The organism is Limoniibacter endophyticus (assembly GCF_014652835.1).
Taxonomy (GTDB): Bacteria; Pseudomonadota; Alphaproteobacteria; order Rhizobiales; family Rhizobiaceae; genus Limoniibacter; species Limoniibacter endophyticus.
On record NZ_BMZO01000001.1, the window covers coordinates 170,996 to 187,514 of the forward strand.

A 16,519-nucleotide genomic window follows, 5' to 3' on the forward strand; every position below is an offset into this window, starting at 1 on the left:
CTGAAAGGAAAGAAAATGGCCGAGTACAAGGACCCGGAAAACACGCTCGTTCTGGAAACCACGCAAGGACAGGTCGTTATTGAACTGCGCCCGGATCTCGCTCCGAACCACGTTGCACGCATCAAGGAACTGGCCCGCGAAGGCGCTTATGACGGTGTCGTCTTTCACCGCGTCATTGATGGTTTCATGGCCCAGACCGGCGACGTCAAGTTCGGCAATTCGTCCAACAATGATTACAATCCCGCTCGCGCTGGCATGGGCGGCTCGTCCAAGCCTGACTTGCGTGCCGAGTTCAGCAATGAAAAGCACTTGCGCGGCGCTTGCTCCATGGCACGCGCCCAGAATCCGAACTCGGCCAATTCGCAATTCTTCATCTGCTTTGACGACGCAACCTTCCTGGACAAGCAGTATACAGTATGGGGCAAGGTCTCTGAAGGAATGGAAAACGTCGACAAGATCAAGCGTGGCGAGCCGGTCCAGAATCCGGACAAGATCGTTTCCATGAAGGTCGCAGCCGACATCGCCGCCTGATTACATATCCACGACGCCGTCGCGTTCTCAGCAACGCGGCGGCATGTTCTCTTGAAAGTCTGAAAGAAATGGTGGGAATTCTCTGGTCCCTGCTGGGGGTCGTCTCCGGCTCGTTCGTAGCGTTGCAAGCGCCGATCAATGCGCAACTGGCGCGCGGCTTGGGGATGCCTGTTGCTGCTGCCGCCATTTCGTTTCTGACCGGAGCGGTTATTCTCGCGATTATCACCGCCATTATGATGCAAGGTCAGGGGCAGGCCATCAACTGGCGCGCGCCCGCGCCGTGGCTCTTCATCGCGGGCGGTGTTCTTGGCGCCTTCTATGTCACCTGCTCGATCTTCCTCGTTACTCGCCTTGGGGCCGCATCCACCATGGCCTTCATCATGGCGGGCCAGCTTCTTGCTGGCATCGTCATCGATCGTATTGGCATCTTCGGTCTGGCCGTGCGCGAAATCAGTCTGGGACGCATTGCCGGGGCCATTCTGCTCTTGAGCGGCGCTCTGTTGATTCGGACTACCTGACATGCGCGTAGATCTGTTCGATTTCACACTTCCTGACGAGTTGATTGCGCTTCGTCCCGCCGAACCGCGGGAAAGTGCCAAGCTTCTCGTGGTCGAAGGCGATCGTCCCCTAGTTGACAAGACGGTGGCGGACCTGCCTGATCTCCTTCGTCCGGACGATCTGCTGGTTTTCAACGATACGCGGGTTATCCCGGCGCATCTGAGCGGCATTCGCGAGCGCGACGGTAATGTCGTCGCCATAGAGGGAACCCTGCATCTGCGCGAAGCACCTGACCGCTGGCGCGCATTCATGAAGCCCGGAAAGCGTTTGAAGGCCGGTGACCGCATCCGCTTCGGCCGGACGCTCGACAGCGCATGTACCCTTGGAACGCTTGACGCTACCGTTGTGGAAAAGAGCGAGAACGGCGACGTGCTGCTCGCTTTCGACCTATCCGGTCCCTATCTGGACGATGCGTTGCGCGAAATCGGCCACGTGCCACTGCCGCCTTACATCGCCTCTCGTCGCGGGGATGATGATCAGGACAAGCGCGATTATCAGACCGTCTTTGCCCGTGACGAAGGGGCTGTAGCCGCTCCGACGGCAGGCTTGCATTTCACGCCGGAGCTTATTGCCCGACTTGAGGAGATTGGTTTAGAGCATTGTTTTGTAACGCTTCATGTTGGCGCAGGAACATTTCAACCTGTCAAAGCGGATGATACGGAAAATCATCGCATGCATGCAGAAATCGGCATCATCAGCGTGGAAACGGCAGAACGCATTAACGCGGCAAAACAGGCTGGGCGGCGGATCGTTGCCGTTGGCACGACGTCGCTGCGCTTGCTTGAAAGCGCGACCGATGAACATGGCGAGATTCATGCCTACGCTGACAAGACTGATATTTTTATTACGCCCGGCTACAGGTTCCGTGCGGTAGACGTGCTGATGACGAATTTCCACTTGCCGAAGTCCACGCTCTTCATGCTGGTCTCGGCTTTTTGCGGGCTGGAAAAGATGAAGCAGGCTTATGTGCATGCCATTGCGCAAGGGTATCGCTTCTATTCCTACGGCGATGCCAGCCTGCTGACACGAGACGACCGATGAACAGTGAATTTTCCTTTCGCCTGTTGGCAACCGACGGCAAGGCCCGTCGCGGTGAGATTTCCATGCCACGCGGGACGATCCGCACGCCAGCCTTCATGCCGGTAGGTACGGCCGGAACCGTGAAGGCCATGTATCTCGATCAAGTTCGTGACCTGGGCGCCGATATCATTCTTGGAAATACCTACCACTTGATGCTGCGCCCCGGCGCCGAGCGCGTTGCCAAGCTGGGGGGCTTGCATGAATTTGCGCGCTGGCCTTATCCGATCTTGACGGATTCCGGCGGCTTTCAGGTCATGTCTCTGTCTCAGTTGCGGAAAATAAGCGAGAAGGGCGTCGTCTTCAATTCGCATATTGATGGCTCCAAGCACGAAATGTCACCTGAGCGGTCCATTGAAATTCAAGGCCTGCTCGATTCGGACATCCAGATGCAGCTGGACGAGTGCATCGCACTGCCGGCTCCGGTCAGCGAGATGGAGCGCGCCATGGAGATGTCGCTGCGCTGGGCGGAACGATGCAAGACCGCCTTCGGCGACCAGCCCGGAAAGGCAATGTTCGGGATCGTGCAGGGCGGCGACAATGAGACGCTGCGCATGCGCTCAGCCGACGCGCTGGCCGCCATGAATCTGAAAGGTTACGCCGTCGGCGGTCTGGCGGTTGGCGAGCCGCAGGATGTGATGCTGGCCATGCTCGACGTGACCTGCGAGCGCTTGCCTCACGAGAAACCCCGCTATCTGATGGGCGTGGGAACACCGGACGATATTTTGAAATCGGTGGCGCGCGGTATCGACATGTTCGATTGCGTCATGCCGACCCGGGCAGGGCGCCATGGTCTTGCGTTCACGCGTCATGGCAAGATCAACCTGCGCAATGCACGCCACGCCGAAGATCATCGCCCTCTGGATGAGGAAAGCGCATGCCCGGCGACGCGCGATTATTCCCGCGCTTATCTGCATCATCTGGTGCGGTCGAACGAAGCTCTTGGCGGCATGCTGCTGACCTGGAACAATCTGGCCTACTATCAGCACCTCATGGCCGAGATTCGTGAGGCCATTGCACAGGGTCGCTTTGAACAGCGTGCAACCGAGATTACCGAGGGCTGGCAACGGGGCGATATCCCGCTGCTTTGAGCTTGCGTCATTTTCCTGTCATGGAGGGTGGCGAAACGGTCGCGAGACCAGACCGCGCCGCATGAAAGGATTCACCTTTGACGAAGACATACGATATCGCGATCATTGGTGGCGGCATCAACGGATGCGGGATTGCGAGAGAGGCAGCGGCGCGAGGATTCTCGGTGGTGCTGGCAGAACAAAACGATCTTGCCAGCGGAACGTCCAGCGCCTCCACCAAGCTGATCCATGGCGGGTTGCGCTATCTTGAGCACTACGAGTTCCGGCTTGTGCGCGAAGCGCTGCAGGAACGCGAGGTGCTGCTTGCCATAGCACCGCATATCATATGGCCGCTGCGTTTTGTCCTGCCGCATTCATCGGACCTGCGCCCGGCCTGGCTGCTGCGCACCGGTCTTTTCCTCTACGACCACCTGGGCGGTCGCAAACTTCTGCCCAAGACAAAGACGCTAGATCTGAAACACGACGTGACGGGCAAGCCGCTCAAGCCAGGCTTCTCGCGCGGTTTCGAATATTCCGATTGCTGGGTTGATGACGCACGGCTTGTGACTCTCAACGCCCGCGATGCGGCCGAACGCGGCGCAAGTATCCGCACGCGAACCAAGGTAACGGGTCTGGCTCGCGACCAGCACTGGACAATCGATCTTCTCGACCAGGTGACGGGGAAGATAAAGAGCATTCAAGCCAGGATCGTGGTGAATGCCGCGGGTCCCTGGATAGATGACGTTCTTAATATGCAGGCGGATCACGACGATGTGCACAACGTCCGTCTTGTGCAAGGCAGCCACATCGTCGTGAAGAAAAAATTCGAACATGACCGCGCTTATATTTTCCAGAACGGCGACGGGCGTATTGTCTTTGCTATCCCCTATGAGGATGATTTCACGCTCATCGGCACGACCGATAGCGATTATCGCGCTGATCCGGCCAATGCGAAAATCTCGCAGGAAGAGACACGTTATCTTTGCGCGGCGGTAAGCGATTATTTCTCTCAGCCCGTGCATGAGGAGGACGTGGTCTGGAGCTATTCCGGCGTACGGCCGCTCTACGACGACGGCGCAACGAAGGCGCAGGAAGCTACCCGGGATTATGTATTGAAGTCAGACGACACGAACGGCCTGTCGCTCGTCAATATTTTCGGCGGGAAGATCACGACCTACCGGCGTCTGGCGCTTTCCGCCATGGAACTGATCGAAACGCGAATCGGCAAGCGCGGTGCTGCGCTTCCAGCCGGAACGCCGTTGCCAGGCGGAGATTTCGCCGTCGGTGGACTTGGAGGACTGGTTGCGCGGCATCATGCCGCTTATCCATTCCTTGAAGAGGCGCATATGCATCGTCTGACGCGACTTTACGGGACGCAAGTCACTGCGCTTCTTGGCCGTGCCGCGAAGAAGGAAGACCTTGGCCAGCATTTTGGTGCAGATCTCTATGAGGCCGAAGTCCGTTACCTAATGAAAAGGGAGTGGGCGCGGCATGCCGAGGACATTTTGTGGCGGCGCACCAAGCTGGGACTGCGCATCGCTCAGCCCGACAAGGAGACACTGGAGAAGTTCATGATGCAGGCGACGGAGGAGACGGTCTGATGGCAGAAAAATTCGTGCTGGCAATCGACCAGGGAACGACCTCGACACGGGCGATCCTGTTCGACGAAAAGATGCGGACTGTTGCCATCGATCAGCGCGAATTCCGGCAGATTTTTCCTCATTCCGGTTGGGTTGAACATGATCCGGAGGAAATATTCGCGACCGTCGTGACCACTTGTCGTGGTGCAATCGATAAAGCCGGTATTACTGCGGGCGAGATTGCGTCAATCGGCATCACCAACCAGCGAGAGACGGTTGTTCTTTGGGATAAAAAAAGCGGCAAACCCGCCCATAACGCCATTGTTTGGCAGGATCGTCGAACAGCCCACATGTGCCGCGATCTGAAGGCGAGTGGACGAAGCGCTGGTGACGGAGCGGACCGGGCTCCTGCTTGATCCATATTTTTCGGGTACCAAGCTTTCGTGGTTGCTCGATAATGTAACCGGCTCACGGGCAGCGGCAGAGAACGGCGATCTCCTTGCCGGGACGATTGATTCCTATCTCATCTGGCGACTGACGAAAGGCCGAAATCACGTAACTGACGCCACCAATGCTTCGCGCACGCTTTTGTTTGATATCGAGCGCCAGCTCTGGGACGATGAACTCCTCGATCTTTTTGACATACCGGAAAGCGTTCTGCCGGAAGTCCTGGATTGCGCCGCCCATTTCGGATCGTGTGACAAATCGTTCTTCGGCGCGGAAATTCCCATCTGCGGGGTGGCGGGCGATCAACAGGCCGCTACGATCGGGCAGGCGTGCTTCTCTCCCGGTATGCTGAAATCGACCTATGGCACCGGCTGCTTTGCGCTGCTCAATACCGGTGAAAAACGCGTATATTCCAACAACCGCCTGCTTTCGACCATCGCCTATCGCCTGAACGGCAAGACGACTTACGCACTGGAGGGATCTATTTTCGTCGCAGGTGCCGCCGTGCAATGGTTGCGCGACGGGCTGAGGATCATCCACAGCGCCGAGATGAGCGGTGAGCTGGCAGAGAAATCGGAGGCCGAGGGCGACCAGCTCTACATGATACCGGCTTTTGTCGGCCTCGGGGCGCCACATTGGGAGCCGGAAGCGCGCGGCGCGATCTTCGGCCTCACCAGAAATTCCTCCCCCGCAGACTTCGCCCGCGCCGCACTCGAATCGGTTGCTTTCCAGACCCGCGATCTGCTCGACGCGATGCACGGCGACTGGCAGGGAACCAGCGACACAGTTCTGCGGGTCGATGGCGGCATGGTAGCCTCCGGCTGGACGATGCAGCGCCTCGCGGACATTCTCAACGCGCCGGTAGATCGCCCAGACATTCTTGAAACCACTGCTTTCGGCGCTGCATGGCTTGCGGGAAGTCATATCGCGTTGTGGCCGGATATGGCTGACTTTGCACAAAACTGGTCGTGTGAACGCCGTTTCGAACCGCTTATGGACAGCGCGATTCGCGAAGCAAAAATTTCAGGCTGGAAGAGAGCCATTAGTGCTACGCTTCAGGCGTAAGCGCATTTCTCTTCCGCAGGGTCAGCGATTTTGTTTGTGATAGCAGTGTAAATTCAAGAAATGGCGCCGTTTTTACGGTTGACCGGATGGCGAGGCGCAACTATGTTCCGCGCCATTCCAGCGGTGTTTTCGCACGCTAGGAGCGCGTAGCTCAGCCGGTAGAGCAACTGACTTTTAATCAGTAGGTCCAGGGTTCGAACCCCTGCGCGCTCACCATTAAATCAATGACTTAGCAGTCCTATGCTGTTGGTCGGTTTGCAAAATCTGGTGGCAGTTTGCAAAATCCGTTCGTCGGATGTTCCAACGACTCAACCTTTGCTAGTGAAAGCCCGATCAGGTCGGGATTTCACTTAAGTGAGTTTTTGGCAGCCTCAAACGATTCCAGCTTCGCAATTGCTTGTTCGGCCAGCGTCGTCTTTCCGCCCAGGTAGTGCGTGTCAAGGATCGACTCTACGTCCTTGAGGCTGTGGCCGGTGATGGATGCGATTTGTGCGGTCGAGCACCCGGCGATGGCCAGCCTAGTCACCGCAGTGCCCCGCAGGTCGTGGAACGTGAGATTCTGGCAGCCAGCCTTATTCTTCGCCTTCGACCAACTGGTGTTGAATCCGTCCTTCGTCCAAGGACGTTTGTGCTTCTTGCTGGTCAGGATCACAGTCGAGATTCGTGGCATGCTGTCCAGAAGCGTTTTCAATGGCCCGCCGATCGGGATTTTCACTCGCGCCCCCGTCTTGCTCTGCTTTACCTTGATCGAGGATCCGTCGTAGTCGCTCCAAGGAGCTACGAGGAGGTCACCCTTGCGCTGACCGGTCCAGAGCGCCATCACGACTGCCGCCTTGATCTCAGCGGACGCTACCGCGAAAAGAGCTTCAAGTTTATCGTCCGTCCAGAGATTCTCCTTCCGATCTGCACTGTAGAGTCGTCCGCCGCGCTCAGCGAGATTAATGGTAATGCGACCTCGATCCTTGGCGCACGACAGGACGCGAGCGAGCACCGACCATGCAAGGTCCGCTGTCCGAGGCCGATCAGACATTGTGTCACGCCATTCTTTAAACTTGCCGCGCGTACGCCTGTCCTGAAGTACGGACAAGGACATATCACCAAACTCGTCGCGTATTAGATCGAGATAGCGATTATATTCCTTCTGTGTCTTTGCGGTCGTCCTGGTAAAGTCTGCTGATGCCTTATACTCGGTAATCAGCTTCTTCATGTTCTCGCTGGGATCAACGAAACGATCTTTTGTTGCCTCAACGAAAGCGCGCAAGAGCAACGGGTCGCCTGGCTGGATCGGTCGCCCGGCCTTATCTTTCAACAGAGGGCCGCCGCGCCATGCGTAGCAGTAGGTTATCGTCTTACCACTTGCGAGACGCTTGTTTACTGTGGCCAGCCCTTTGAGCCTTTCGCGCATTCTGTTCGCGCTCCCATTTCTCGAACTCGTCTTCAACGTTGTCATTGGCGGCAGTCAAGCCGCTGATCTCGTCTAGCTTGGCATCTATCGCGCGACGGTCCCATTTCCGAGTTCCGGCAATCGTGGACGGCATCTTATGCGTGGCAACCCACATGGAGAAGGTCGATTCGGAGATACCTAAGTAGGTCGCCGCGTCTCTTCTGCCGATGAGGCGAGGCGAATTGTCGTTGTCGGTCGTCATGACTTCTCCTGTTCTGCGAGGGCGGCGGAATGCATGGCTTGCCATATCCAGAATAGCCGCGTCTCTTTGGGGACAACGTGATCCCAATCTCCGCAGCCTTCTGGAACAGAACGTCGCATCATCTTGCGCTTTGATAGCCCTTACCACGCGCTCAATCATAGTCATCACGCACCGCCTTTCTCTTCTGCGAGGGCTGCTTGGTCCGGTTTTGCCTTGCCGATGGCGGCGCGGGCATTTACCAATGGGCCAAGATTTGAAAGCGACGGCCACGCATTTTCAACGTTTGCCGTCAGTATTTCCAATGCTTCAAGCAATTCAGGGGCGGCGGCAAAAAGACGGGCGTCGTCATGGCGGTTGTCGCCGTAAACATCGGCAATAGGCACAATCATTCCGTTGGATTGGTCATCTGCATCGCTTCGCGGCCCAACCTGTCCTTTTCTGTCCGCGTACCACGGACCCGGCGTAAATGCTGGCTTCCCCATCACGCACCGCCTTCCTGTTCCGCGAGGACTGCACGGGCATTGAATAGGTCTCCGAACGTAAATTCTCCATGGCGCTCAAGACCATAATTCGGATGCTCCAGACGTGCGGGCGCATCAATGTCAGATTGCTCCATCGGCAGCCAGTTTTCCGCAGCCTTTGCGAATGGCTTAAGCGCTTCCCGCATCCGTTCGTTCTCGGCCTGTAGGGCGTCACGCTCTTTTCTCACTATGCTAAGCTCTGCCTCTGCGGCGAGAGTATCGTTTACCGCCTCGCTCTCACCTGCCTGCATCGCCTCAATTGCAGCGCGAGCTAGTTCCGACCAAGCGCGTTCGAGCGGAATAGCAATGAGTTCTCGACGCTTCGCCCGCATCGCATTTTCTACGTGCTTAGTAACCTCACTGTCACCTGCCTGCATGGCTTCCACATATGCCCGCACTCCAACCGCAAAGGCTCGCTTGAACTGGCTCGGCAATCCGCTGGCTGCGAATGCATCTTGGAACTTCGCATCAGCCATCACCAATACCCCGTCCAAAGGCCGACCATGTACGTGAAGCCAACAGCCGCGCCGAAATTGCAAATGTCGTAAAGCCAAGCGTTCATAGCAGGCCCGCCTTCACAACAATGGCTATTGCGGCGACCGCCACAATGCCCGCGAACACTATCGCGCCAAGCGCCATCGTCTGGATGGCATAGCGACGCGTTTCCGCGTCACTGTGCCGGTGAATAGAGAAGCCAGGCATCACGCGGCCCTCTTGCTGTAACGACGAGCGCGGTTGTCGTTTGCCGGCCTGTGTTGGCGATTGGCGCGCAGACGAATGCCGGTCATGTCGGCAAGCTCGAATGCTGCCGATCTCATCTGTTTTGCTTCTGTCGGATAATTCTGCTTTGCGAGAAACTTCGCGATGGAGAGAACGGCGGAGGCGGACGTGCCTTGCGCTTGGAATTCGGTCGCTGATAGGCATGGGTAGGTCATTTGTAGCTCCTCTTGGTGGTGGTTGGTGAATCAGTCCTTGTACGGGTCGAACTCGTTGCCACCGGCCATGATGACGCCGCGCGGATGCAAAACGTGTTCTATTTTGATTGTGTCAGCGTGTTCGGCCAGAACATCAGGCAGGCGGCGGTAAGCCTGTGGTGCTTCGTCAAGGTCTCCGCCAAGGACAGTTACGCCCTTCGAGCGTATCCACCTCTGCCATTCGTCATGGCGGATCTTGCCGGGCTGACGGATCTTTTTGCCTGTTTCTGGATCGCGGACGAACCGGCCCCGTGCTTCGGTGCGAGACATCACGCGCCCGGCGCCATGAACTGTTGAATAAAGGCTTGCCTTGCTCTCCGGGCTGTCGACGCCACTCAGAATGACTGCATCGTCACCCATAGATCCGCCGACAAAGCCGAACTGTCCAGGAAAGGCGGGCGTTGCACCCTTGCGCACCACCCACATATCAACGCCGTTATGCGTTTCTCGCCAAGCAAAGTTATGATGGTTGTGGACACAGAATGTCACGGCACCGCCGATGATCTGGCGGACACGCTCCACCACCCATTCGCGGCCAGCGTAGGCGTACAAGCCGCCTAGCTCTATTCCTGCAAGATATCCCCGGCCCATGTCCTCATCGGCAGGCAGCAGCGCAGGAGGGACTTCCATGCCGTCTTTAGCTCCGGCCGCAGCCAGATACTTCGTCGTGATTTTGTGGCCGAGACCGCGTGAGCCGAAGTGAACGCCGATCCACGTCGACCCGTCGTCATCCTCGAATATATCGACGTAGTGGTTGCCCGAGCCGACCGTTCCGAGCTGGCTCTGCGCCATTGACTTTAGATCCACAACGTCTGCCGCTCGCCATAGGTCATCACGATCGAAAAGCTCGTGTTCGACTCGCTCATCGTTCTTGCGGCCGACGCCAAAACTGACGACAGACTGAATGTCTTGAAGTATGATGCCGATGCGTGGCGCGATATCCGCGTACGGCGTATCCAGCCGAACGGCCATATTGCCGCAGGCAATATCGAAGCCGACGCCGCTGATGCTGATATGGTCAGTATAGCCAACCACACCGCCGATTGGATGCGCATATCCCAAATGACCATCTGCACATAGTACGCCTGCCGCAGCGCTGCCTGTATTCATGCACGTTTCCATCTGTCTGATGGTTTTTTCGTCATGCTGACCGTAAATCTTGAAGTCGGGCATCTGACGTCCTTTCTGGTTGCAATGATCCTCTAGACGCACGCTCTCAATGCTCGGCGCGTCCGGCGTGAATTTCAGCGATGGGGAAGGGTGGTTTTAATTCAGCGAGCGAGGATCGAAGTCCCACGGTTCGGGGAGAGCTTCGGTAGAGCCAGTGGTAACGCCTGTCGTTTCGAATACTTCGAAGGTTTCGCCGGGATTCATCTTGGCCAGGCGCGCAGCTTCTGCGGCAGCGGAGGCAAGTGAAGGGTGCTCGTAAGGGAGGCTATTGCCGGCGCTGATGCGGCCAGTTTTTTTACCGCGACGGAATACGAAAAATCCGCCGCCTATCTTTTCTCCCTTGCGCGGCAGCGGCTTCTTGGTGCGCCTCGGAAAGGGTGTGTCGCTATAGGCGGCGTGGGTGTTCGGTCTTCTCTCTTCGTTTTCCATGGTAGTAGCTCCTCAGTGGTTGAGGCAGATCGGCTTGCGCTTCTTCGTGCCTGGTGAGGAGATAAAATCACGGGAACTACATTATGTCAACAATCAATTTAGTTTATGTGTATTTTCCTGAAAGGATTATTGGGTGCACACTCACTACCTCGTCGCGGTCGAACTCGATTCGCCGGGATGGATTGTGCTGCATTAGGATGAGCTTGCTGCCAGACCATCCGACCATTTCCTTTATGAAGCCTCGCGGCGACGCGCCTTCTTCCCTGGCTTTTATCTGCACGATGACATCGTCACCGCGACGAGCTGGCTTGCTCGGATGAACGTAGACGGTTTCTCCAGATTTATACCTGGGCGACATGGACTCGCCATCGACGAAGACGCAGTAGGCGTGGGGCACATTATAAAGAGAAGGCGGGCAGGGCATATAGTCCAACACAGAGCCATTAAACAGATACTCGCCATCATCACCGCCAACTGCCTCGCCAAGCACCGGAATCATGCGGTTAGCGGGCGGTTGCGGGAGTTTGTTATCTCCAATAATGGCGTTCGGAGCCGGCAAATCTCCGGCTTCGCCAGATTCCGGGGCTTCGATATTGCCGGTTATTCCTCGCAAAATCCTCAGATTCACCGGAAGAGTTGTATTCCTTTGTGGATCACGTCCGGCTTCAATCATCAGTTCGCGCATCTCTTCCTCTGGAATGTCCAGGATCCTCGCGATCTCTCGCCAGTAGGCGGATGACTGGGATCGGCCATTCAATAGGTTGTTGATGGCTTGCTGTGTGATGCCGAGCTCGCGCGCCAAGTCTACCTGCTTTACGCCGGTTTTCTTCAATTGCTCTTTAAGGCGATCGGTAAGACGGCTCATGGGAATTATCCTTTTTGAGAAGATGAATACCATTGACGGAAAATTTTTACAATAAACCAGTTGACTACACCCGTTTAGTGTGCGATTGTGTATTTGCGTTGCGAAAACAAATAACAAAATCAGACGCGAAACGGCCGCACGAAGAACGGCCGCCATCAATAAGGGAATGCCAATGCCAGACTACATCCTCCAGCGAGTTTCCGCGCTCGCGAGATAGCGTTCCAATTACGCCACCGACCACCAACACGACCGAGGAGCTTCAATAATGAAAAAGACTTCCAAAAAAATCAGAAGATCGGCCGTCGTAAACGAGGTGCCGCCCTAGGTGAATAGATTGGGACGCTGCTAGCCTGCAATGGCTAGTGGCGCGCAACAGCATGCATATTAGCAGGCGCTGGCGGCCACAGTGCCCCACACCGCAAGGCACCAAATTCCCGCCACCAGCGGGATAACCCCACCAATGCCGCAAGCCGAAGCCCGGCACCACCCGCTAAGCGGCATTGATGGGTTCGTACTGACCGGGACGAGGAGCTACAAGAGCGAGTCCCGGCGGTCCTTCCGGCTACCAACCGGCAAAGAACGGCATAGCGCCAGCTATGCTTACATGCAACGCCTTATCGAGGAGGCGTCGTGAGACTTTCCTTAACCGATAGTGCCGTTCGGTGCAGCGATATTGCTGCACGAACTCCCGGCGCATCAACGCGCACCACAAAATTAATCCCGAACAATGACGGATGGTCCACCGGGCCTACGCCTTTCATCTCTGTAAGTCTGCCTCGTCTCCAATGCCTGGAGCAGGCAGCATGAGCGAAGAGAGAGGTTTCATTGAAGGCGATGTCGTCGAGCATCGCATGAACACTGATGTGTTTGGCATCGTGATCGGCCTTTCGGGTTCTCTTGTTTACGTCCGTCTGTCGCCAACTCTGCAAGCCGCAGTGTTTCACGCATGGGAATTGGATCTGGCTGAGGACGACGAATACGAGCCTACCGGCGATGGCGAAAACGTCATTCCAGTTGATTTCACCACGGGCGTCCGGCTGGACAAGAACACCAAAACGAGGGGAGTAGCGTGATGGTTGAGAAGCGCGGCGTCAAGCCGGGTGACGAGGTAACGTGCCTTGTGACGGAATACGATTTTATTAAAGGCTGCATATATATCGTCAAGCATGTCGATAAGGATGGAAAAGTATGGACTATCGATAACGCAGGAGACATGTTCTTTTTAAATCCCGGCGAATACGAGCCTGTACCTGTTGCTGGATCAACCAGCAAGCCGGCTCCACTCAAGATCGAAGCCGGCAAGTACTATCGCACTCGCGATGGGCTCAAGGTCGGGCCGATGAAGCGTTTCTATGGGGGCGTGTGGCGAGAAGAGGGCGGCTCTGGAATGCTCTGGCGCAGCGACGGTGAGCGGTATTTCTATTTGGATCATAGCGACTATATCGACCTCGTCGCCGAATGGGTAGATGAGCAGAAGGCCGGTAACGACAGCTCTCCTGCTGACGATGCGCCGCAGGGATGCATCCGAATCGGCAATACTTGGATAAGCTTACTGCATGGCGGTATCGTCATGGAGGCGCCAAAGCTATATGCGCTATCCACGCCAGCCATCGTCGCCTTGATAGAAGATGGCGCCGCCAAGCCAGCCGCGCGCCCGAAGGTCCATGCCGACAAGGCTAGCGCCACTAAGGTAGCCGAGCGCCTTGCACTCAGGTTCCCAGGCCAGAAGTTCGGCGTATTCGTTCTTGCGGATAGCAAGATCGCCGACACCGTGACGGAAACGGTTACGCGCACAGTGCTCCGCGCCGCCTAACCAAAACCCTGCGGCTGGCCACCAACCAGTCGCACCAAACGAGGAGTTACAAATGGCGGTAAGCCTATCAACGCTCAAATCAACCAAGAGAAACGACCCTCCGGTCATGCTTCTCTATGGCGTCGACGGTATCGGCAAGACCAGCCTCGCAGCTGAGTTTCCAGACCCGATCTATCTCGCAACCGAGGGCGAGCGTCCGCCGTCGGACGTAGAGCTTGCAACGCCCGGCACCATTGAAACATTCGATGATCTTCTGAACATTATCGGCGAACTACTTACTGAAGAGCATGACCGCAAGACGGTTATCATCGACAGCTTGGATGGGTTGGAATCACTGGTTTGGCGCGCAACGTCGGCCCGCCTTGGTCTGAACAGCATCGAGGATGCTGGTTTCGGTAAAGGCTACGTGGAAGCAGATACCGAGTGGAATGAACTGATGGCTGCGGTATCCGCGTTGGCACAGAACGGCATCTTTGTCGTGATGCTGGCGCACCCGGAAATCGTGCGGTTCGACAGTCCGACTACCGACCCATACAGCCGCTACCAGCCCAAGCTGCATAAGCGCGCAAATGCTTTGGTTCGCGAGAAGTCGGACGTCGTGGCCTTCATGAATTATCGCGTGTCGATCAAAGAGAAGGAGGTAGCGCGCCAAACCAAGGTTGCTCACGCCGAGGGTGGCAAGGAGCGTCAGATCCACTTGAACGAGGGCGCAGGCTTCAATGCGAAGAACCGATATTCGATGCCCGATACAATCCCGTATCGCAAAGGGCAGGGCTTCAACGAGCTGGTTAAATACTGGCCTGTGGCGGAGGCGGCGTGATGGAGAAAATGTTAGAACTTCGCCTTCGCTTCTACCCTGAAAATGAGACGGAAGAAATAACCTTAGCGAAGCACAATAGCAACGACGACATTATCGTTGTTAGACAGGGAGAAGACACGATCTACCTTCCTAAAGCCTACGCCGGAGCTGTTGCGGAGTCCATTCTGACATGGATATCGATCGGTGGGACGGCCGCCTGATGCTCCGCTCGTACATCAAATTCGCGTGGTGGCCCGTCATGGCTGCCACGCTTGAAGGAGGCAGGCGTCTTGCCTGGCTCGAATACGTCTGGGTCGAATGGGTCGAGGCGCCCAAAAGCACCAGCAAACCCCGCTACTACACCTACTAAGCCGGAGACAATCGATGGCAAGACTTGGAGCTACCTTCAACGCGCAGGAACACGATACCGAACAGCGCGATTATGCCGAACTACCGAATGGCATCTACCAGCTGGAGATCGAGGCGTCGGAAGTCGCCCAGACGAAAACTGGATCAGGCACCATCCTCAAGACGACCAACGTCGTTATCGAGCCGGAAGAGTTCAAGGGCCGTAAGATTTTCAACAACTACAATCTCGAAAACATAAACCCTCAGGCGCAGGAGATCGGGCAGAAGCAATTCGCCTCACTGTGTCGCGCCATCGGCTTGCAATCGGTCGATGATTCGGAAGAGTTGCATTTCCGAGCCTTCACCGTGAAGGTTGGCCTCGGCAAGCCTTCCAAGGATGGTCAACACCCAGCCCGCGCGGAAATCAAGCGGTACTTCTTCCCCGATGAAGGCAACGTGCCACAGCCGGAAATTGACGCGGTTCAGCCAACTCCGGCACGCGCAGCACCAGCAAACGACAATCGCCGTCCGGCTGCCAATGATAACCAGTCGGAACCAGCCAAGGCTGCGGGCGGCCGTCCGTGGGTCAAGCGCTAATGACTGTGGACGAGTTCAAGGCGTGGCTTGAGGGATTTGAAACCGCAATGAACGGCAATCCTCCTACGGCGGAGCAATGGTCGCGCATTAAGGAGAAAATTCAAAAACTCTCCGGCACCACGCAAGCCACTTCGCGCATCCCGCTACCGAACGGCTGGAACGACCGCATGCGCGAGTTTGACCTTCCTCGCGTTCGCTACAGCTAACCCATAACTACCGGGCCGCTGTCACCACCGGCGGCCCTTTTCTACCAAGAGGAGAGTGAGAATGGGATGCGATATCCATTTCTATGTCGAAAAGAAGATCGGCGATCAGTGGGTTACTGCTGACGAATGGGAAGATGACAAATACGACGAGGGTCGAAAGACCGTCGACTATAAGAAGCAGTTTTACAGCGGCAGATCATACAATCTGTTCGCCATCCTAGCCGACATTCGCAATGGTCGAGGTTTTGCAGGAGTAAAAACCGGAGAAGGGTTCAGCCCGATCGACGCTCCGCGCGGCGTGCCTGGTGACTGCTGCCCCGAATATCGCCAGATGATGGAGGACTATGGACGAGATGGTCACTCGCACTCGCACTTTACCCTCGCAGAGTTGCTGGCTTACGATTGGACGCAAGTGACGGAACAACAGGGTTGGGTCAACCCGATTGAGTGGGCTCAGTGGCGCGACTACGGGAAGCCGAATGGCTGGAGCGGCGGCATTGGCGGCGGTAGCGTTCTCCATCTCAGCAATCAGGAATTCGAAGCGGCTTGGCAGAAGGTGCGCCAAGAACAAGGCTATCCAGAGCAGCGCTACGCCTCTGCGCATCTGAACCGTCATCAAGAAGATGCGGGCGACCTGAAGCGCTTCAGGGAGATTCTTGGCGGCTCGCCATACACGCTCGTGTCTTGGACCGAACCATATTTTGAGGCCATCAACAGCGAATTCTTCAGCCGCACCATCCCGCGCTTGCTGAAGGTCGCGCAGGAGGTCGGCGGCGCGAACAACGTGCGAGCCACATTCTTCTTCGACAACTGAACCAACCCT

22 protein-coding genes, 1 tRNA gene and 1 pseudogene are annotated in these 16,519 nt (G+C 56.5%); 15 read left to right on the forward strand and 9 right to left on the reverse strand.

Annotation, left to right across the window (positions count from 1 at the left end; translation table 11 throughout):
* Window positions 1-15: 15 nt before the first annotated feature.
* The 7 genes and pseudogenes from IE151_RS00845 (at window position 16) to IE151_RS00875 (ending at window position 6,544) form a co-directional block, all read left to right on the forward strand.
* Window positions 16-531 (forward strand): peptidylprolyl isomerase, encoded by a 516-nt coding sequence (locus IE151_RS00845; RefSeq protein WP_189486861.1) that lies wholly within the window; start codon window positions 16-18, stop codon window positions 529-531.
* Window positions 532-599: 68 nt separating this feature from the next.
* A complete protein-coding gene (locus IE151_RS00850) occupies window positions 600-1,049 on the forward strand; it encodes a DMT family transporter (protein WP_189486863.1) in 450 nt (149 codons plus the stop codon).
* 1 nt (window position 1,050) lies between these two features.
* Complete coding sequence (gene queA / locus IE151_RS00855; protein ID WP_189486865.1) at window positions 1,051-2,130, forward strand: tRNA preQ1(34) S-adenosylmethionine ribosyltransferase-isomerase QueA; 1,080 nt, start codon at window positions 1,051-1,053, stop codon at window positions 2,128-2,130.
* Window positions 2,127-3,257 (forward strand): tRNA guanosine(34) transglycosylase Tgt, encoded by a 1,131-nt coding sequence (gene tgt, locus IE151_RS00860; protein WP_189486867.1) that lies wholly within the window; start codon window positions 2,127-2,129, stop codon window positions 3,255-3,257. The genes queA and tgt overlap by 4 nt, the downstream gene beginning before the upstream one ends.
* A gap of 77 nt (window positions 3,258-3,334) precedes the next feature.
* On the forward strand, window positions 3,335-4,837 hold the full coding sequence (glpD, locus tag IE151_RS00865) for a glycerol-3-phosphate dehydrogenase (protein WP_189486869.1): 1,503 nt from the start codon (window positions 3,335-3,337) through the stop codon (window positions 4,835-4,837).
* Window positions 4,837-6,328: pseudogene (gene glpK / locus IE151_RS00870) on the forward strand (glycerol kinase GlpK). Before glpD ends, glpK begins: the two are co-directional and overlap by 1 nt.
* Before the next feature lie 140 nt (window positions 6,329-6,468).
* Window positions 6,469-6,544 (forward strand) — tRNA-Lys (locus tag IE151_RS00875).
* Window positions 6,545-6,674: 130 nt separating this feature from the next.
* On the opposite strand, the gene IE151_RS00880 is transcribed toward IE151_RS00875, so the two are convergent.
* The 9 genes from IE151_RS00880 to IE151_RS00920 form a co-directional block, all read right to left on the reverse strand.
* Window positions 6,675-7,733, reverse strand: a complete 1,059-nt coding sequence (locus IE151_RS00880; protein ID WP_189486871.1) for a tyrosine-type recombinase/integrase — start codon at window positions 7,731-7,733, stop codon at window positions 6,675-6,677.
* Window positions 7,678-7,974, reverse strand: coding sequence for a helix-turn-helix transcriptional regulator (locus IE151_RS00885; RefSeq protein ID WP_189486873.1), 297 nt, complete (start codon window positions 7,972-7,974; stop codon window positions 7,678-7,680). The genes IE151_RS00880 and IE151_RS00885 overlap by 56 nt, the downstream gene beginning before the upstream one ends.
* A 164-nt stretch (window positions 7,975-8,138) precedes the next feature.
* The gene (locus tag IE151_RS00890; RefSeq protein WP_189486875.1) at window positions 8,139-8,456 is read right to left on the reverse strand and encodes a hypothetical protein; all 318 of its coding nucleotides are present in this window, start codon (window positions 8,454-8,456) and stop codon (window positions 8,139-8,141) included.
* Window positions 8,456-8,971, reverse strand: coding sequence for a hypothetical protein (locus tag IE151_RS00895; RefSeq protein WP_189486878.1), 516 nt, complete (start codon window positions 8,969-8,971; stop codon window positions 8,456-8,458). The genes IE151_RS00890 and IE151_RS00895 overlap by 1 nt, the downstream gene beginning before the upstream one ends.
* A gap of 82 nt (window positions 8,972-9,053) precedes the next feature.
* A complete protein-coding gene (locus tag IE151_RS00900) occupies window positions 9,054-9,197 on the reverse strand; it encodes a hypothetical protein (RefSeq protein ID WP_189486880.1) in 144 nt (47 codons plus the stop codon).
* A complete protein-coding gene (locus tag IE151_RS00905; RefSeq protein ID WP_189486882.1) occupies window positions 9,197-9,430 on the reverse strand; it encodes a hypothetical protein in 234 nt (77 codons plus the stop codon). The genes IE151_RS00900 and IE151_RS00905 overlap by 1 nt, the downstream gene beginning before the upstream one ends.
* A 30-nt stretch (window positions 9,431-9,460) precedes the next feature.
* The gene (locus tag IE151_RS00910) at window positions 9,461-10,579 is read right to left on the reverse strand and encodes an RtcB family protein (RefSeq protein WP_244636555.1); all 1,119 of its coding nucleotides are present in this window, start codon (window positions 10,577-10,579) and stop codon (window positions 9,461-9,463) included.
* Between the two features lie 156 nt (window positions 10,580-10,735).
* Window positions 10,736-11,068, reverse strand: coding sequence for a hypothetical protein (locus IE151_RS00915; protein ID WP_189486886.1), 333 nt, complete (start codon window positions 11,066-11,068; stop codon window positions 10,736-10,738).
* 103 nt (window positions 11,069-11,171) lie between these two features.
* A complete protein-coding gene (locus IE151_RS00920; protein ID WP_189486888.1) occupies window positions 11,172-11,933 on the reverse strand; it encodes a LexA family transcriptional regulator in 762 nt (253 codons plus the stop codon).
* Between the two features lie 803 nt (window positions 11,934-12,736).
* On the opposite strand from IE151_RS00920, the gene IE151_RS00925 reads away from it, so the two are divergent.
* The 8 genes from IE151_RS00925 (at window position 12,737) to IE151_RS00960 (ending at window position 16,510) form a co-directional block, all read left to right on the forward strand.
* Window positions 12,737-13,006: a hypothetical protein gene (locus IE151_RS00925; protein WP_189486890.1), complete on the forward strand. Its 270-nt coding sequence runs from the start codon at window positions 12,737-12,739 to the stop codon at window positions 13,004-13,006.
* Window positions 13,006-13,746: a hypothetical protein gene (locus IE151_RS00930; protein ID WP_189486892.1), complete on the forward strand. Its 741-nt coding sequence runs from the start codon at window positions 13,006-13,008 to the stop codon at window positions 13,744-13,746. The genes IE151_RS00925 and IE151_RS00930 overlap by 1 nt, the downstream gene beginning before the upstream one ends.
* A 52-nt stretch (window positions 13,747-13,798) precedes the next feature.
* The gene (locus tag IE151_RS00935; RefSeq protein WP_189486894.1) at window positions 13,799-14,566 is read left to right on the forward strand and encodes an ATP-binding protein; all 768 of its coding nucleotides are present in this window, start codon (window positions 13,799-13,801) and stop codon (window positions 14,564-14,566) included.
* A complete protein-coding gene (locus tag IE151_RS00940; RefSeq protein ID WP_189486896.1) occupies window positions 14,566-14,766 on the forward strand; it encodes a hypothetical protein in 201 nt (66 codons plus the stop codon). Before IE151_RS00935 ends, IE151_RS00940 begins: the two co-directional genes overlap by 1 nt.
* Window positions 14,766-14,915 (forward strand): hypothetical protein, encoded by a 150-nt coding sequence (locus IE151_RS00945; protein WP_189486898.1) that lies wholly within the window; start codon window positions 14,766-14,768, stop codon window positions 14,913-14,915. The genes IE151_RS00940 and IE151_RS00945 overlap by 1 nt, the downstream gene beginning before the upstream one ends.
* A 14-nt stretch (window positions 14,916-14,929) precedes the next feature.
* The gene (locus IE151_RS00950; RefSeq protein ID WP_189486900.1) at window positions 14,930-15,490 is read left to right on the forward strand and encodes a DUF669 domain-containing protein; all 561 of its coding nucleotides are present in this window, start codon (window positions 14,930-14,932) and stop codon (window positions 15,488-15,490) included.
* A gap of 5 nt (window positions 15,491-15,495) precedes the next feature.
* Window positions 15,496-15,696 carry a hypothetical protein gene (locus tag IE151_RS00955; RefSeq protein ID WP_189486902.1) on the forward strand — a complete coding sequence of 67 codons (201 nt, stop codon included), beginning with the start codon at window positions 15,496-15,498 and terminating at the stop codon, window positions 15,694-15,696.
* Window positions 15,697-15,757: 61 nt separating this feature from the next.
* A complete protein-coding gene (locus tag IE151_RS00960) occupies window positions 15,758-16,510 on the forward strand; it encodes a hypothetical protein (protein ID WP_189486904.1) in 753 nt (250 codons plus the stop codon).
* Window positions 16,511-16,519: the final 9 nt, after the last annotated feature.

Coding starts and splice junctions, on each gene's coding strand:
- IE151_RS00845 (WP_189486861.1), top strand. CDS start 16: ATGGCCGAGTACAAGGACCCGGAAAACACGCTCGTTCTGGAAACCACG.
- IE151_RS00850 (WP_189486863.1), top strand. CDS start 600: ATGGTGGGAATTCTCTGGTCCCTGCTGGGGGTCGTCTCCGGCTCGTTC.
- queA (WP_189486865.1), top strand. CDS start 1,051: ATGCGCGTAGATCTGTTCGATTTCACACTTCCTGACGAGTTGATTGCG.
- tgt (WP_189486867.1), top strand. CDS start 2,127: ATGAACAGTGAATTTTCCTTTCGCCTGTTGGCAACCGACGGCAAGGCC.
- IE151_RS00880 (WP_189486871.1), bottom strand. CDS start 7,733: ATGCGCGAAAGGCTCAAAGGGCTGGCCACAGTAAACAAGCGTCTCGCA.
- IE151_RS00885 (WP_189486873.1), bottom strand. CDS start 7,974: ATGACGACCGACAACGACAATTCGCCTCGCCTCATCGGCAGAAGAGAC.
- IE151_RS00890 (WP_189486875.1), bottom strand. CDS start 8,456: ATGGGGAAGCCAGCATTTACGCCGGGTCCGTGGTACGCGGACAGAAAA.
- IE151_RS00895 (WP_189486878.1), bottom strand. CDS start 8,971: ATGGCTGATGCGAAGTTCCAAGATGCATTCGCAGCCAGCGGATTGCCG.
- IE151_RS00900 (WP_189486880.1), bottom strand. CDS start 9,197: ATGCCTGGCTTCTCTATTCACCGGCACAGTGACGCGGAAACGCGTCGC.
- IE151_RS00905 (WP_189486882.1), bottom strand. CDS start 9,430: ATGACCTACCCATGCCTATCAGCGACCGAATTCCAAGCGCAAGGCACG.
- IE151_RS00910 (WP_244636555.1), bottom strand. CDS start 10,579: ATGAATACAGGCAGCGCTGCGGCAGGCGTACTATGTGCAGATGGTCAT.
- IE151_RS00915 (WP_189486886.1), bottom strand. CDS start 11,068: ATGGAAAACGAAGAGAGAAGACCGAACACCCACGCCGCCTATAGCGAC.
- IE151_RS00920 (WP_189486888.1), bottom strand. CDS start 11,933: ATGAGCCGTCTTACCGATCGCCTTAAAGAGCAATTGAAGAAAACCGGC.
- IE151_RS00925 (WP_189486890.1), top strand. CDS start 12,737: ATGAGCGAAGAGAGAGGTTTCATTGAAGGCGATGTCGTCGAGCATCGC.
- IE151_RS00930 (WP_189486892.1), top strand. CDS start 13,006: ATGGTTGAGAAGCGCGGCGTCAAGCCGGGTGACGAGGTAACGTGCCTT.
- IE151_RS00935 (WP_189486894.1), top strand. CDS start 13,799: ATGGCGGTAAGCCTATCAACGCTCAAATCAACCAAGAGAAACGACCCT.
- IE151_RS00940 (WP_189486896.1), top strand. CDS start 14,566: ATGGAGAAAATGTTAGAACTTCGCCTTCGCTTCTACCCTGAAAATGAG.
- IE151_RS00945 (WP_189486898.1), top strand. CDS start 14,766: ATGCTCCGCTCGTACATCAAATTCGCGTGGTGGCCCGTCATGGCTGCC.
- IE151_RS00950 (WP_189486900.1), top strand. CDS start 14,930: ATGGCAAGACTTGGAGCTACCTTCAACGCGCAGGAACACGATACCGAA.
- IE151_RS00960 (WP_189486904.1), top strand. CDS start 15,758: ATGGGATGCGATATCCATTTCTATGTCGAAAAGAAGATCGGCGATCAG.